The organism is Empedobacter stercoris (assembly GCF_020281205.1).
Lineage (GTDB): Bacteria > Bacteroidota > Bacteroidia > Flavobacteriales > Weeksellaceae > Empedobacter > Empedobacter stercoris.
The window spans coordinates 25,589-40,184 of sequence record NZ_JACXZC010000014.1; the positions used below are offsets into that span (position 1 = coordinate 25,589).

Annotated in this window: 14 protein-coding genes; 4 read left to right on the top strand and 10 right to left on the bottom strand. The window is 31.5% G+C overall.

Annotated elements, in window-relative coordinates; translation table 11 throughout:
* Positions 1-6 precede the first annotated feature (6 nt).
* From IF125_RS08090 to IF125_RS08125, 8 genes are all read right to left on the bottom strand, one after another.
* On the bottom strand, positions 7-3,105 hold the full coding sequence (locus IF125_RS08090; protein WP_225542133.1) for an efflux RND transporter permease subunit: 3,099 nt from the start codon (positions 3,103-3,105) through the stop codon (positions 7-9).
* Between the two features lie 9 nt (positions 3,106-3,114).
* The gene (locus tag IF125_RS08095; protein WP_225542134.1) at positions 3,115-4,245 is read right to left on the bottom strand and encodes an efflux RND transporter periplasmic adaptor subunit; all 1,131 of its coding nucleotides are present in this window, start codon (positions 4,243-4,245) and stop codon (positions 3,115-3,117) included.
* Positions 4,246-4,270: 25 nt separating this feature from the next.
* Positions 4,271-4,969, bottom strand: coding sequence for an MgtC/SapB family protein (locus IF125_RS08100; protein WP_225542135.1), 699 nt, complete (start codon positions 4,967-4,969; stop codon positions 4,271-4,273).
* A gap of 239 nt (positions 4,970-5,208) precedes the next feature.
* Positions 5,209-6,579: a HAMP domain-containing sensor histidine kinase gene (locus IF125_RS08105; protein WP_225542136.1), complete on the bottom strand. Its 1,371-nt coding sequence runs from the start codon at positions 6,577-6,579 to the stop codon at positions 5,209-5,211.
* Positions 6,569-7,252 (bottom strand): response regulator transcription factor, encoded by a 684-nt coding sequence (locus IF125_RS08110; protein ID WP_171622927.1) that lies wholly within the window; start codon positions 7,250-7,252, stop codon positions 6,569-6,571. Before IF125_RS08110 ends, IF125_RS08105 begins: the two co-directional genes overlap by 11 nt.
* Before the next feature lie 210 nt (positions 7,253-7,462).
* The gene (locus IF125_RS08115) at positions 7,463-8,152 is read right to left on the bottom strand and encodes an SDR family NAD(P)-dependent oxidoreductase (RefSeq protein ID WP_171622894.1); all 690 of its coding nucleotides are present in this window, start codon (positions 8,150-8,152) and stop codon (positions 7,463-7,465) included.
* Positions 8,121-9,110 (bottom strand): ABC transporter ATP-binding protein, encoded by a 990-nt coding sequence (locus IF125_RS08120; protein ID WP_225542137.1) that lies wholly within the window; start codon positions 9,108-9,110, stop codon positions 8,121-8,123. Before IF125_RS08120 ends, IF125_RS08115 begins: the two co-directional genes overlap by 32 nt.
* Positions 9,107-10,111 (bottom strand): FecCD family ABC transporter permease, encoded by a 1,005-nt coding sequence (locus IF125_RS08125; RefSeq protein WP_225542138.1) that lies wholly within the window; start codon positions 10,109-10,111, stop codon positions 9,107-9,109. Before IF125_RS08125 ends, IF125_RS08120 begins: the two co-directional genes overlap by 4 nt.
* 85 nt (positions 10,112-10,196) lie before the next feature.
* Between IF125_RS08125 and IF125_RS08130 the strand changes: the two genes are divergently transcribed.
* The 3 genes from IF125_RS08130 to IF125_RS08140 all read left to right on the top strand — a co-directional run bounded on the left by IF125_RS08130 (position 10,197) and on the right by IF125_RS08140 (position 12,364).
* The gene (locus tag IF125_RS08130) at positions 10,197-10,559 is read left to right on the top strand and encodes a hypothetical protein (protein WP_188319708.1); all 363 of its coding nucleotides are present in this window, start codon (positions 10,197-10,199) and stop codon (positions 10,557-10,559) included.
* A 252-nt stretch (positions 10,560-10,811) separates the two neighbouring features.
* Positions 10,812-11,783, top strand: a complete 972-nt coding sequence (locus tag IF125_RS08135; protein WP_225542139.1) for a TQO small subunit DoxD — start codon at positions 10,812-10,814, stop codon at positions 11,781-11,783.
* A gap of 2 nt (positions 11,784-11,785) precedes the next feature.
* Positions 11,786-12,364: a TlpA family protein disulfide reductase gene (locus IF125_RS08140; protein WP_225542140.1), complete on the top strand. Its 579-nt coding sequence runs from the start codon at positions 11,786-11,788 to the stop codon at positions 12,362-12,364.
* Between the two features lie 52 nt (positions 12,365-12,416).
* On the opposite strand, the gene IF125_RS08145 is transcribed toward IF125_RS08140, so the two are convergent.
* Positions 12,417-12,926, bottom strand: a complete 510-nt coding sequence (locus tag IF125_RS08145) for a methylated-DNA--[protein]-cysteine S-methyltransferase (RefSeq protein ID WP_225542141.1) — start codon at positions 12,924-12,926, stop codon at positions 12,417-12,419.
* A gap of 84 nt (positions 12,927-13,010) precedes the next feature.
* Between IF125_RS08145 and IF125_RS08150 the strand changes: the two genes are divergently transcribed.
* Positions 13,011-13,466, top strand: coding sequence for a copper resistance protein NlpE (locus tag IF125_RS08150; protein WP_225542142.1), 456 nt, complete (start codon positions 13,011-13,013; stop codon positions 13,464-13,466).
* A gap of 72 nt (positions 13,467-13,538) precedes the next feature.
* Here IF125_RS08150 and galE read toward each other — a convergent pair whose 3' ends face one another.
* Positions 13,539-14,552, bottom strand: coding sequence for a UDP-glucose 4-epimerase GalE (galE, locus tag IF125_RS08155; RefSeq protein WP_171622887.1), 1,014 nt, complete (start codon positions 14,550-14,552; stop codon positions 13,539-13,541).
* Between the last annotated feature and the right edge of the window lie 44 nt (positions 14,553-14,596).

A 14,596-nucleotide genomic window follows, 5' to 3' on the forward strand; every position in this document is an offset into this window, starting at 1 on the left:
TCCTTCTTATTTATTTATAGACTTATCCAAAGAATTTCTTCCCCATTTTTTTTCGATCATATAGTATAATGCTGGAAGTGCAAAAAGTGTAATAACCGTTGAAAATAATAAACCATATACTATTACCGTTGCTAATGGACGTTGTACATCCGATCCGATTCCTGTTGATAACGAAGCAGGAAATAAACCTAAAATAGCCACAGTAGCTGTCATTAAAACAGGTCGAAAACGATTTTTTGTTCCTTCAATAACTGCTTCTAAAAGGTCTATTCCCTGATTTTTTAATAGATTGAATTGAGAGAGCATTATCACACCATTTTGAATAGCTACTCCAAATAGCGCAATGAAGCCAACTGCAGAAGAAACATTCAATGTCATCCCTCTTACATTTAATGCTAACATACCTCCAAATACAGCTAAGGGAATGATTCCAATCAATAACAAAGCTTGTCTCAAGTTTCCAAATGCAACATATAAAAGAGTGAACATGACTAGAATTGCAATTGGAATAACGATTGAAAGTCTTTTGTATGCACGGTTTTGGTTTTCGAATTGACCACTCCATTTGAGATGATATAAGCGATGATCATAAGTTATATTTTGTTCTATTTTATCATGAGCTTCCTTTAGAAAGGAACCTAAATCGCGGTCCCTTAAATTTAATTTTATTGTTAAATGTCGCTTATTCATTTCGCGCGTAATCGTACTCTCTCCTGTATTAAGCTTGATATCTGCCACTTGTGCTAAAGGTATTTTTATACCATCTATATTGGTTAAACTCAATTGTCCTATTTTTTCTGGTGTATTTCGACTATCTTCTTTGTACCGACAAATAAAATCGTACACTTTATCATCTAAAAAGATTTGAGAAATCGCTTTACCTCCGATTGCAACTTCAATTAATTCAGCAACATCAGACACATTTAGTCCATATTGAGCAATTTTATCTCGATTAGCATGAATCTGCAATTGAGGTAATGGAGGTTCTTGATCAATTGAAACATCAACCGCACCTCTTACCTTTTTCAATTCTTTCATCATACTTTCAGCTATTTTACGTGTTTCGGTAAATTCTTTACCATAAATTTTAACTGCCAATTCGCTATGTGTACCTGATATTTTATCCATTACACCATCTATCATTGGTTGAGAAAAACCTACCGTATATCCAGGCATAGCGGCATATTCTTTTTCCAATTCACGAATCAAATCATTTTTAGTTTTCCCTTTAGGCCATTCTTTATAAGGTTTTAATCCAATCGAAACTTCGAAATGAGAAGCAGTCCAAGGGTCTGTTCCATCATCATTTCGGCCTGCTTGTACCATTACATATGTAACCTCATCATATTGCATTGTATGAGATCTCAATGCATCACTCATTTCCTTTGATTTCTCTACTGATAAACCAGGAGGTAATTCAACTTGTAACCAAATCGACCCTTCATCCAATGTTGGTAAAAAATCTTTTCCAACAGAAATGGATAAACCTACTGCACAACCAAGAATTATAATAAGTGGTAAAATAACTTTTTTTGGTTTTACTATAATTTTCTCGATAATAGATGAATAAGATTGTGTTAATTTCTCTAACCATTTATTGTGGTAAATTTTTTGAGGTTTTTTATACATTACATATGCTAACCCTGGAATTAACAAAAGAGCTACTGACAATGCACCAAGTAAGGCATAACCTACAGTAAAAGCCATTGGTGTGAAAAGCTTTCGTTCGACTCTCTCAAAAGCAAATAGAGGTAAATAAGCCGTTATGATTATTAGAGTCGCAAAGAATATAGGCTTTGCGACTTGTTTTGCGACTTTAGAAATACTATGTTCTTTTAAATATTCTGTAGGATTTTTCTCTCTTTTTTTCAAAACGGTTTCCATCATTACAATTGCTCCGTCTACTATAATTCCAAAATCAATCGCTCCTAAAGACAATAGATTTGCAGGAATAGAGGTAAAATGCATGAAAACAAATGCGATAAGCAATGAAAGTGGAATCGTGATTGCAACTAAAAGTGCGCCTCTCCAACTTCCTAAAAAAACGATTAATACAATAACTACAAGACAGATACCTTCTATTAAAGTATGAGAAACAGTATTAAGTGTTGTCTCGACCAAATCTGTTCGGTCTAAAAAGGCATGAATTTTTACATCATTTGGTAAAATATCATGATTAAGTTCATTGACAGCTTCATGAATACCTGCTAAAACTGTAGATGGATCTTCACCTTTTAATAACAATACAATTCCCTCGATTCCATCTGAATAATTTCTCGTTTTGTCACTATACCCTAAAACACCTTTTCGCTCAACACTTCCGTATTTTAATTGTCCAATATCAGATAATAAAATAGGTACTCCATTTTCTGTCTTAATAACAATCTTTCCAAAATCATCCAAATCTTTCACCAGACCTATTCCTCTAATTACGTAGCCAATATCTCCTTGAGGTAATGTACTTCCACCAGCGTTCACATTATTTTGATCTATGGTTTCGACAACATCATTGAGTGAAATATTATATTGAGTTAATTTAGTTGGGTCTATTTCTATTTGATACTGCGTTGTAATCCCTCCAAAATTTGTTACTTCCGCTACACCTGACACCTGATTAATTCTAGGAACAATGACAAAACGTTGTAAATCTGTTAACTCCCTTAAGTCTTTTGTATCACTTTCTATAATGTAACGATAGACCTCTCCAATTGGTGACGTTAAAGGATCTAATCCAGGTTCCGCTCCATAAGGTAAGTCAATATCATTCAATCGTTCTTGTATTCTTATGCGTGCCCAGTAATCATCAACTCCATCTTTAAATACAATTGTAATAATGGATAAACCAAATGTACTTTTACTACGCATTACATGCATACCAGGTAAACCATTGAGTTCCCTTTCTATCGGGATAGTAATCTGTTGTTCTATCTCTTCAGCTGCTAATCCAGGAACTTGCGTAACAATTTGAGAAGTTACATCTGCAATATCTGGATAAGCTTCTATTGCTAATTGCTTCCAAGAATAATAACCAAATACAGCTATCAATGAAAACAAAGTCACCATTAGCCATTTCTTGGCAATTGCCATTTCGATTAATTTGTTCATTTCAATCGTTTATTTTACCCCCATTAAAAACACTCCTCCATCAACCACCACTTTATCTCCTGCTTTTAATCCATCTGTAACACGAACTAAATGATTATCTTCAGAATGACCTATCGCCACAACTTTTGTTTTATGGTATTTCTTTTCATCAATTTTTACAAAAACATATTGATCTGCTTTGTCCTGAAAAACAGCTTTTGAAGGAAGAATAATTTCTTCTTTACCAAAACCTTTAAGTACGACATTAACATACATACCTGGCTTTAGAAGGAATTGATTATTTTCAGTTTCAATTAAAACTTCTACACTTCTGCTTTCTTCGTTCAAAGTTTGTCCTATATGAATTATTTTTCCATCAAATACAATTGTGGGAAAGGCCTCAACTGTAAATGAAATTCTTTTTAATTCTTTTAGAAAACCTAAATTATGCTCTTTTATTTGCGCAGAAACCCATACCTTTGACAGGTCTGCTACTGTTACCAAAGCTTCATGATCTTCTTTTAAATATTGTCCTGTAACTAGTTCATTTTTTATAATCTGACCAGAAATTGGCGATCGAACCATTAAAGATTGTCCCATTCCTATTTGAGAAGAAGTATTAAAAACCTTTACAGATGCTGCAGCTTGATCTACAGCTATTTTTTTTATTTTAAAATCTGTTTGCGCTTCTTCTAATTCTCTTTTTACTCCAACAGCATGATCAAATAAATCTTTTTGTCGTTTTAAATTTATTTCGGCTTGTTTTAATTCTTGTTGCGCTGCTAAATATTCTTGTTGTGCAACAAAAAAATCTGCAGATTTAATTTCAAATATTGGTGCTCCTTTTTTCACTTGCTGTCCCAATGAAACGAAAGATTTAACTACTCGTCCAGCAAATGGAGAAGCAACTTGAGCAAAATGTTCTGGAATTGTTTTTACAATTCCAGGTGAATTCAAATCAGACTCTACCAACTGAAGTTGTGCTTTTTCTATTTTTAATTGAGTTATAATAGTGGAATTATCACTGAATATTATTTCATTTTTATCCCAGTAATAATCTGCTGTTTCTGATTGTTCTATTTTACTGTTACAACTGTTTGTTAAAACAAAACCATTCCCAATAATAAGCAGCAAAAAAAGAGTTACTTTTGATTTTTTCATAAGATATATTCTATCTATTTTATTTCTAAACTTCATTTCTGATAATTTCCCAACGAATTTTTTGGACATCTTTTTCAATGGTTAATCGACTTGCTATTTTTTCTAAAAGACTATCTTGCTGATATAAAGCTGATATCTCTGCTGAAATCATTACAGAATCATTTATTAAATCATCATCACTCGAAAGAGATTTCATCATAAGGTTTTCATTATTCTCAATTGAACGCATTAGTAATACTCTTAAATGATTTTCTACATCATTTCTACATTTTATTACCAATAAATATTCGGTATCCTTGTGGTTTTTATTTTTGAAAGAGTAACGGTAGATCTGATTACTAATCGGTCTTAATAATAGATGTGCTAACATTATAATACAAGTAAGTATAACCGCTTGTATAGAAAGTCCTGAACCAGCAAATAACCCGATTGCTGCTGAACACCAAATCGTTGCAGCAGTATTCAACCCTCTTACACTCACTCCGTCTTTCATAATGACTCCAGCGCCTAAAAAACCTATTCCACTGATAACATATGAAGCTATTCGTCCTACGGCATCTCCTCCAATGGCATAAGACATTAAGATAAATGCTGCTGAACCTACACATACCAAGGTATTTGTTCTTAATCCAGCACTTTTTTGACGATATTCACGCTCTAAACCTATTGCAGCTCCTAATAGAAAAGCTAATCCTAACTGCATTGTAAAATTTATTAAATTCATTTTATATTTTTTTAAGGAAAACCAAAGTTTCAATTCTCTTAAAAGCAGTAATAAATGAATCTTTGGTTTATTGTTTGACGAATTGGGAATCTGTTTCCATTGTTATTTTTTTTCTGTTGCAAATCTACATGACATGGAAAACAGTTGCTGTTAGAAACCTTTTAGAAGAATATTAGAATTTTATTAGAACAAAAAAGCCTGCAATAACGCAGGCTTTTTTCTATTTTTATGATTTATTATTAGTTGTTTTTTTTCAAAACTACTCGAAAAAAAGTTTTATTTTCTTCTATGGTATATACAGCTAATTGACCAAAATGCAAATCAATAATTTTTTTCACCAAATACAAACCTATTCCTTGACCTTGAATATTTTTATGTTGAGCACTTCTATAAAATGGTTGAAAAATCATGGTTAATTCTTCTTGTCTTATCCGTTCACCTTCATTAATAAAATCAATGTTCACTTCGGTTTCATCAAAATCAATTTGAATCTCACAAGTGGAATTAATTGAATATTTACATGCATTTTCTATTAAATTAGTAAAAGCAACTTTTAATAAATATTCATTTCCATTCACTTCGACCTCGTTTTCTTCGTTTGGAATTCGAATAAAATTTAATTCTACTTTATATTCCTTATTATTTTTTTGAACCTGAACCACCGAATCTAAAAGTATTTCATCAATTCTAATTCTTTTAAAATTAATTTCTGAAGGATCGTAACTAGCTTTCGCCATATCAAGTAAACTGTTGGATAAACGAACAATTCTTTTTGTGTCATTTAATGCAAATTGGATTAACTCTTGATATTCTTCATTAGAATGCTTCTTCCCTAAAGCCATTTCTAATTCTGTTATTATCGCTGCTAATGGCGTACGAAGTTCATGTGCTATATTAGAAACAAAACTTTTCTGAGAATCAAAAGAATTTTCTAATCGTTGTAACATTTGATTGATTGTAATTGTTAATTCTGCTAACTCATCTCCTTTTGATTTTAATTCAATTCTAAGATCTAAATTTGAAGCAGAAATTTGTTTTGCTTTACTCGTTATCGCCTTGATTGGATTTATCGCTTTATTGGTAAAAAAGAAAGCAGACAATAAAATTAGCAGCAAAGACAATGTATAGATAAGGATAATATTTTTTAATAAATTGTTGATTTTACTGTAACCATATTCATCCAAAGCTGCAGCTGTAACAAAATAATCAATTCCATCTACAGTATATTTCATCCCGACGACTTGCCACCTATCTTGGTAGAAATTAATGTAACCTTTTTGCTGTACTTGATCGAATAACGCTTCTGTTTCTTTAACAAAATCGATTTCTACTGCATCGTGGTAAATTAATGTTTTGTTGTGATCATAAACTGCAACTTCAACTTCATTGAGAGTTTGTCTGTTATTTTGATAGATATGATGCAAAACATCGGATGAAACTTTAGCTTTAAGAAAAAGATTTGATTTAGTTATAGCTTCTTTTTTAAGCAATTCAAAAAATTCTTTTTCTCTGTCTTTTTTTGCTGAATAATAAATTATAAAAGCAAAGAAAAAAAGAATAGTTGCTGTAAGCAAAGTGAATAAAAGTGTCAGTCTAATTCTAATTTTCATCTTTCTTAAATATAAATCCTTGACCTGTTTTGGTATGAATTAGTTTTGCCCCAAAATGCCTGTCAACTTTATTTCTTAAATAATTTATATAAACATCAATAAAATTAGTCCCCGTATCAAAATGTGTATCCCAAACTTTTTCCGCAATCTCAGTTCTAGATAGCACACGTTCTTTATTTTCGAGCATATAATGTAAAAGACGAAATTCTTTTGGTGTTAGATTAATTTCTTTCCCTTCTCTTTTCACTATTTTTGTATGGAGATTCATCTCTAATGTATCATATTCCAAAATGAAAGATAACGTCTGCATATTGTACTTTCTTTTAGACAAGACGCCAATTCTTGCGATAAGTTCCCTCATTTCAAAAGGTTTTACCATATAATCATCTGCACCTGCATCAAACCCTTCAACTTTATCATCGGTTGTTCCTAGAGCTGTTAACATGATAATAGGAAGAAAAGGTTTTAACTTTTTTAATTCTTGACAAAAATCTAATCCACTTAATTTAGGTAAAATAATATCTGACACAACCAAATCATACTCTTCACGAAGAGCCAATTTTAGTGCCATTTCTCCATCATAAACTACCGTTGTTTCAAACCCGTTCTCTTCTAAACCTCTTCGAATTAACGCTGACATTCTTTGATCGTCTTCTACTATTAAAATATGCATATTACAAAAATAAGGATTTAATTTTAAGGATTTTATCCTATGAGACATGAAAATAGCTCCAAAAATAATTTAAGTATAATTTGATATTTTTTTTCAAAATTTGGATTATACACAGCTTTCCGTTGATGTATATTTTGAGAAAACGAGTATTGAAACATTAAAAAAGTCGCTCAAGAGCGACTTTAGAAAGGTATTATATAAATTAAATTCTTATGGTGTAGAAATCGAAGCTTGTTGAATTTTTCCGTTAAAATATTTCCAACCATTCAATCCAAAATCAACAAGATATTCGGCCATTTCATTTGGTTGTAAAGGCGCAATATATCCAGGGAAAGCTTCTTCTAACATTTCAGTTTGTACGGCTCCTAATGCGACTGCATTAATTCTTGGACCATGATCTTTTAATTCTTCTGCCAACAATTCTGTTAAATTAACTGTCGCCGATTTAGAAGATGAATAAACTGATAATCCAGGAAATTTTACTGAACCTTGTACTGCACCCATTGTCGAAATATTGACAACATGTGAAGATGTATCAAACTTAGACATCAAAACTTGTATCAAACGATATGGCGCCATAAAATTCACTTGCCAAGATGTTAATAAATCCGCTTCTTGTATTTCCTCAAAAGGTTTGTTAATACATATCCCTGCATTGTTGTATAAAACATCTACTTTCTCCCAAGAATTAACCGCTTCTTTCACTTGTGAAATCTCATCAAAATTAGTCAAATCAATTCCTATAAACCAATATTGATTTTCTTTTGCGTAAACCTCTAATTCTTTTAATTTATCTACATTTCGAGAAATTGTCAACACACGGTTTCCTAATTCTAAATGTTGTTTTGCCAATTCAAAACCAATTCCTCTACTTGCTCCCGTTACGATTATATTTTTCATACTGTTGTACAAATTTTACGATTTGTTCTATCGATTCAAATTTTTGTCCTTCAAAGATGATGTTATTTTCTGTTATTTCAATATGATTTTCGGCAGTATTTTCGACAGAAATTCCATTTCGAAACAACGCATTTTTTACCCAAAAAGCTAATTCAGAATTTCCTTTTATTCCTATTACTTTTGTGCAATTAGTGGGAGTCGAAAAACGGTTATTCGCTTTATCGTACATCAAATTATGGTTGGATAATTTCTGAATAATATGGTGTTCAAATGCTATTTGTTCTGGAATTCCTTCAGAAAGGTTACCCTTTTCTATCCACCAAATTTTATCCGCATTTTCTAAGGCAAAATCTACTTCATGGGTAATCATCAAAAACGATTTATCCATTTTAGTTTTCAATTCATTTAATAAATTAAATATTTTATATCGATTGGCTAAATCTAAATTAGATGTTGGTTCATCTAAAATTACCAATTTAGCATCTTGACATATAGCACGCGCAATCATTACCAATTGCAATTGGCCTTCGCTAATTTCATTCGCAAATAGATGAGCCAAATCGGTAATTCCGACCAGTTCTAACACCTCATCAATTAAGTATTGTTCCTCTTTCGAAACTTTCTTCAAAACTTTATGATAAGGCAAACGTCCCATCGCTACCAATTCAGAAACTCTAATTTTTGGAACAATTGCCATTCGTGGTAAAACCACAGCGATATGTTGTGCAATCTCTTGAGAAGATAATTTTTGCAATAAATTATTATCCAAATATATTTTACCTTCAAGACTTTTCTCAAAACCTAAAATGGTATTAATCAATGTTGATTTCCCTGCTCCATTCTTCCCTAAAATCGTAATCAATTCATTTGTGAAGATCGTAGTATTAATCGTTGAAACAATTTTTTTTGCATTATAACCAACTGAAAGATTTTCCAATTTTAATACCTCACTTTTCATCGCACTCCATTTTTATTATTCAACAAAATACTAATCACAATTGGCGCTCCGAACAATGCGGTAATAATATTAATAGGTAAAGTTCCAAATGGAAAAATTTCAGTCAAGATTGAAAAAAGTAACATAAAAAATATACCTGACACGAAAATCCATCGGTATAGAATTTTCATATCGCCTGTTCGTAATAATGTTCTACAAATATGAGGAACGGCTAATCCTATAAAGCTAATAGGCCCTGCAAATGCGGTCGCTGAAGCTGTTAACAATGCGGTTGAAATAAGAATTGTTAATCTTAATTTTTTAATATTTATTCCCAACGACTGTGCATATTTTTCGCCCAATAACAAAGCTGTAATTCCTCGTAAAGTAAACAAGGAAACGATAATTCCACTTAGAACAAATAATCCGAAAACACCTAATTGTTCCCAAGATAAACCACTTAATGAACCGAATCCCCAAACTAAATAGGTTTTTATCTTATCCGAAGGTGCAAAATATTGCATCATTCCGATTAATGCGCCAGCTAAACCAGCAATCATAAAACCAATAATCACTAAGGATGCAGATGATTTAACGCGAAAAGAAAGTGAAATAACCATTAACAAAGCAACTATTGCACCTAAGAATGAAGCTATAATTGTAATCCAAGGATTGTTTAAAAATTCATCTAATCCAATCATCGAAAAAAGAAAAATCACAATTGCAACACCTAAACTGGCCATCGACGTAATTCCTAATACGGAAGGTTCTGCTAAAGGATTTTTGAATAATTCTTGCATCAAAAAACCTGAAATAGGCAAAGCAATACCAACCAATAAAGCTGTTAGTGATTTTGGCAATCGAAAATTGAGTACAAGGTTATGGTACATTTTGTCTGAATGCCCAAAAATAACACTGAATATTTCGGTGAAAGAAATCGGAACTTTTCCAACACTTAAACTGATCACAAAAAGTAAGAGTGTTAAAATAATCAATACAAAAAATAACGGTTTTTCTTTCATCAAGACAAAGATAGAAATTCTAATAATTTCTTAAAGTTTAATTATAAATTCGTTTTAAATCAAATTTTATGATTAGTTTCGTTTCATGAATTTTAGAAGTCTTGTTTTAATTATTTCTTCGATTTTCATGCTACTTACACCTTGTAGCATGAAAGCTTCTATTCATACTATTTTAGAAATTGAAAATGTTCAGCAAACAAAATCAACTCCAAGTAAAACAATTCAGAGTAATACAACATCTTGTGTTAACATTAAATTTGAAGTAATTAAGAAATCAAGCAAACAACTTGATTTATCTCATTTTGATTTACCGAAAATATCTTTACAATTCATTCAATACGCACGATCTTCATTGATCGTAGAAGATATTGATTCGAATAAAATACAATCTCCAAAAATACCTTTCTATTTATTGTATAAGCAATTGAAATATTCGTTGTTGTCGTAATTTTCACAATTAATTCAACAATAATTATTCAACAATTTATACTTATTTGTACATTATTGAATTAGAGTTAGTCAATTCGAGTGATTTTTCGAACTATAAAAAGAAGAAAAATTGTATCGATAATTAAGATGAATTTTATCTTCTAAAACCTTATTCTCGATACAAAATTCTAAATGAATTTCACTCGAGTTGACAGTTTTAGACTACAAAACAAAAATGTAGATTTAAGTAACTTATATAATATAACATATCATGCAAAACAAATCTGTTTTATCAATGGGTAATGCTGTATTGGCATTGCGTTTAGTCATTGGTTGGACCTACTTTTCTGCCTTTTGGAGGCGCTTAATTTTAGAAAACAAACTTGATCCAGAAGCAACTGGATACATTGGCGAAAAATTTAATCATTTTTTACCGAACGCTCTTTTCATCAAACCTCTTATTCAATATTTGGTCGAAAATCCCGAAGCTTTATTGTGGAACATGTGGATTTTCACCATTATAGAAGGCGTGGTAGGCTTGTGTTTGATGCTTGGTTACAAAACGCGTTTCATGAGTATCGGTGTTTTCTTTTTAGCAATGGGAATTTTGTTAGGTTCGGGATGGATTGGAACAACTTGTTTGGACGAATGGCAAATTGGCGTATTAGGTTTGGCAGGAGGATTCACGCTAATGCAAGCGGGCTCTGGTAAAATATCCTTGGATTATTTATTCAATAAAAATCAATTTGTTGAACAAGAAAATAAATGGAATTCTATTTCTTTTAAAAAATATACACCTCATTTTATCGGATTTAGTTTTTTCATATTATTCGTTACGTTATTTACAAATCAAGTATTTCATGGTGGTGTTTATGGAACTTTACACAATAAATCGGTCAAGCCAAAAGTAGAAATCACCAATTTAAAACAACTTCAAAATAAGGTTTCATTTGACGTTATGCGAATAGAAGGTGCTGATGTATATGGTTCTTTTTTAATCCAAATTGATTTTTACAATGACCAAAATAAAATCATTGAATCATTAGATATGAAAGAGTTATCAAATTTAGACCAACAACAAATTTCGAATTATTATGTAGCAAAAGTTACACCACATAAACACAGTTTAGTGTTACCTTTGGGAGCGAAAGCAAACTTAAATTTTGAAATAGAGCATAAAATTCACAAAGTAGTACTAACCGATATAAGCGGATTACAATGGGAACAAACAATAAATTTATAGCAATGTTAAAAAGAAATTACTCAACTATTATCGTAGGAGCGTTGGCTTTGGTCTTACTTTTTGTACCAGAAGCTAAAGCAATGATACAGCAAGGTTTAATGAAATTAGGATTATTCGATCCAAAATTAGAAAAAGTTGAAAAGTCTTCTCAACCAGAAACCGAAGCAAATTATATTTTCGAAATGGTAGATGTGGATGGAAAAACTGTCAACATGGAAGATCTGAAAGGAAAAGTAGTGTTTATGAATTTTTGGGCTACTTGGTGCCCTCCTTGTATTGCAGAAATGCCTTCTATTCAAACTTTATATGACAAAGTAAAAGAGGATAAAGATATCGTGATTTTAACAGTGGAAGTAGAAGGAAAACGTGATAAAGTAGCGAAATTCATGGAACGTAAAAAACTTTCGTTACCAGTGGTTTATCCCAACTCATCTATTCCGACTGAATTTTTTAATGGTTCGTTACCAACAACTATTATCTTAGACAAAAAAGGAAACATTGCACACACCACAATGGGAATGGCGGATTATTCTGGTCAAGATATTGTTGATTTCTTGAACGAATTGAAAACGATGGAATAATTATTCTAAAATAAATTAAAAAAGCTTCGAGAGAAAATTCTCGAAGTTTTTTTTAGAATACATTCAATTGTGTTGATTCTAATTCTAACAAAAATTTCTTGCGCTTATTACCTCCTGCGTATCCTGTCAGAGATCCATTTGTTCCAATAACCCGATGACAAGGCACAATAATTGCTATTTTATTTTTCGCGTTTGCATTTGCAACTGCACGTATCGCCAACAAATTACCCAAAGCCATCGATTGCTCCTTATATGACCGTGTTTTTCCAAATGGAATTTTAATTAATTCGTTCCAAACCTTTATCTGAAAATCAGTTCCAATCAAATCAAGCGGAATGCTAAATTCGTTCAAATTCCCTTCAAAATAAGCGTCTAACTCCTTTTCTAAATTTAACAAAACTTCATCGTGCTTATTTTCTACAATTTCACCCAATTTTTCAATCTCTTTAAGTTGTTTTTCGGTTGATTTCCCATCAAAAAATGCTAATACACAAAGTCCTTTTTGTGAATTAATTGCAAGCATTTCTCCCAAAGGTGTTTGTATTTTTTTTGCGTGAAACATTTTATTAAATTTTAATTGAAAGTTAGAAAAATATAGTCGTAATTTGGTACCATATTTGTTGTTAAACATATCATAAAATTAATTATGAAGAAATCTATATTAGTGAGCATCTTTGCATCATTTATCTTATTCTCATGCCAATCAAAAGGTGTCCAACAAGAAGAAAAAAAAGCTGAAGTGGCTCAAAACTCTACAAAAACATTTAAAGATGAACATAATTCAAGAAACTCTTTGGATTGGGATGGAAAATATGAAGGTACTTTACCATGTGCGGATTGCGAAGGAATAAAATATATTGTTGAGTTAAAAAAAGACGGTAACTTTTTCATTGAACAAGAATATTTAGGAAAAGAAACGGTTTACCAAGATGAAGGTTTTTATAAATGGGATGCTACTGGAAATATTTTGCACTTAAACTCGAATATTAGCCCTTTGGTCCTGAAAGTTGAAGAAAATAGATTGAAAGTTTTAGATCAAGAAGGAAAAGAAATTACTGGAAATTTAAAAGATTTATACGTATTGAAAAAAGTAAAGAAATAATTTCAAAAGTTAAATTTCTACTCTATAACAATTAAAACGCTGTCAAGGTTTTAAACCTGACAGCGTTTTCTTTTATTGTTCTAAACTTTTTTGCCATTCCCAAGCTGTACGCATACTTTCTGCAAGTTGAGTTTCAGGTTTCCATCCCAATTCTTTTTCTGCATACGAATTATCTGCATAGGCTTCGATAATATCTCCCGCGCGACGCTCTTTGATCTGATAATTCAATTTCAAATCATTTGCATCTTCAAAAGCATGAACAACTTCTAAAACTGTCGAACCCGTTCCTGTTCCAAGATTAAAGAACTCTAATTTCGCCTTATTTTTATTTTCAATCAAACGAGTTACAGCTTTTACGTGCGCATCTGCTAAATCATTCACATCAATATAATCTCTAATTGCTGTTCCATCACGCGTTGGGTAATCGTCTCCCCAAACAGATAAAGCTTCTCTAATTCCTGCCGCCGTTTGCGTAACATATGGAATCAAATTATTTGGAATTCCTTTTGGTAATTCACCAATTTTCGCTGTAGGATGGGCGCCTACTGGATTGAAATAACGTAAACAAATCACATTTTTATCGAAAGCTGTAGAGAAATCTTCTAAAATCTCTTCACCCATTTGTTTCGTTTTTCCGTAAGGAGATTCTGGTTTCTTTAGTGGTGTTTGTTCATTAATTGGCATATGATCTGCCTGTCCATAAACGGTACAAGATGAACTAAAAATGATATTATCTGCATTATAATCTTTCATCGCATCTAAAAGATTAATTAATCCTAAAAGATTATTACGATAGTACATCAACGGTTTTTCAACAGATTCACCAACCGCTTTATGTGCTGCAAAATTGATAATTCCGTCAATTTTATTAGTCTTAAAAAATTCATTTACTTTTTCTTGATCTTTTAAATCTATTTGATAAAAAGATGGTTTTATAGAAGTAATCGATGTAATTCTATCTAAAAAATCAATATTCGTGTTTGATAAATCATCAATAATCACCACTTCATAACCTGCATTTTGTAGTGCTACAACTGTATGCGAACCGATATAGCCTAAACCACCAGTTACTAATATTTTATTCATTTTATGTAATTTCATTGAATTAGTTAGTCCAAATTTAAGCAAAT

Bases quoted from the DNA above. Each gene is read 5' to 3' on its own strand.
- IF125_RS08090 (WP_225542133.1), bottom strand. From the start codon at position 3,105: ATGAACAAATTAATCGAAATGGCAATTGCCAAGAAATGGCTAATGGTG.
- IF125_RS08095 (WP_225542134.1), bottom strand. From the start codon at position 4,245: ATGAAAAAATCAAAAGTAACTCTTTTTTTGCTGCTTATTATTGGGAAT.
- IF125_RS08100 (WP_225542135.1), bottom strand. From the start codon at position 4,969: ATGAATTTAATAAATTTTACAATGCAGTTAGGATTAGCTTTTCTATTA.
- IF125_RS08105 (WP_225542136.1), bottom strand. From the start codon at position 6,579: ATGAAAATTAGAATTAGACTGACACTTTTATTCACTTTGCTTACAGCA.
- IF125_RS08110 (WP_171622927.1), bottom strand. From the start codon at position 7,252: ATGCATATTTTAATAGTAGAAGACGATCAAAGAATGTCAGCGTTAATT.
- IF125_RS08115 (WP_171622894.1), bottom strand. From the start codon at position 8,152: ATGAAAAATATAATCGTAACGGGAGCAAGTAGAGGAATTGGTTTTGAA.
- IF125_RS08120 (WP_225542137.1), bottom strand. From the start codon at position 9,110: ATGAAAAGTGAGGTATTAAAATTGGAAAATCTTTCAGTTGGTTATAAT.
- IF125_RS08125 (WP_225542138.1), bottom strand. From the start codon at position 10,111: ATGAAAGAAAAACCGTTATTTTTTGTATTGATTATTTTAACACTCTTA.
- IF125_RS08130 (WP_188319708.1), top strand. From the start codon at position 10,197: ATGAATTTTAGAAGTCTTGTTTTAATTATTTCTTCGATTTTCATGCTA.
- IF125_RS08135 (WP_225542139.1), top strand. From the start codon at position 10,812: ATGCAAAACAAATCTGTTTTATCAATGGGTAATGCTGTATTGGCATTG.
- IF125_RS08140 (WP_225542140.1), top strand. From the start codon at position 11,786: ATGTTAAAAAGAAATTACTCAACTATTATCGTAGGAGCGTTGGCTTTG.
- IF125_RS08145 (WP_225542141.1), bottom strand. From the start codon at position 12,926: ATGTTTCACGCAAAAAAAATACAAACACCTTTGGGAGAAATGCTTGCA.
- IF125_RS08150 (WP_225542142.1), top strand. From the start codon at position 13,011: ATGAAGAAATCTATATTAGTGAGCATCTTTGCATCATTTATCTTATTC.
- galE (WP_171622887.1), bottom strand. From the start codon at position 14,552: ATGAATAAAATATTAGTAACTGGTGGTTTAGGCTATATCGGTTCGCAT.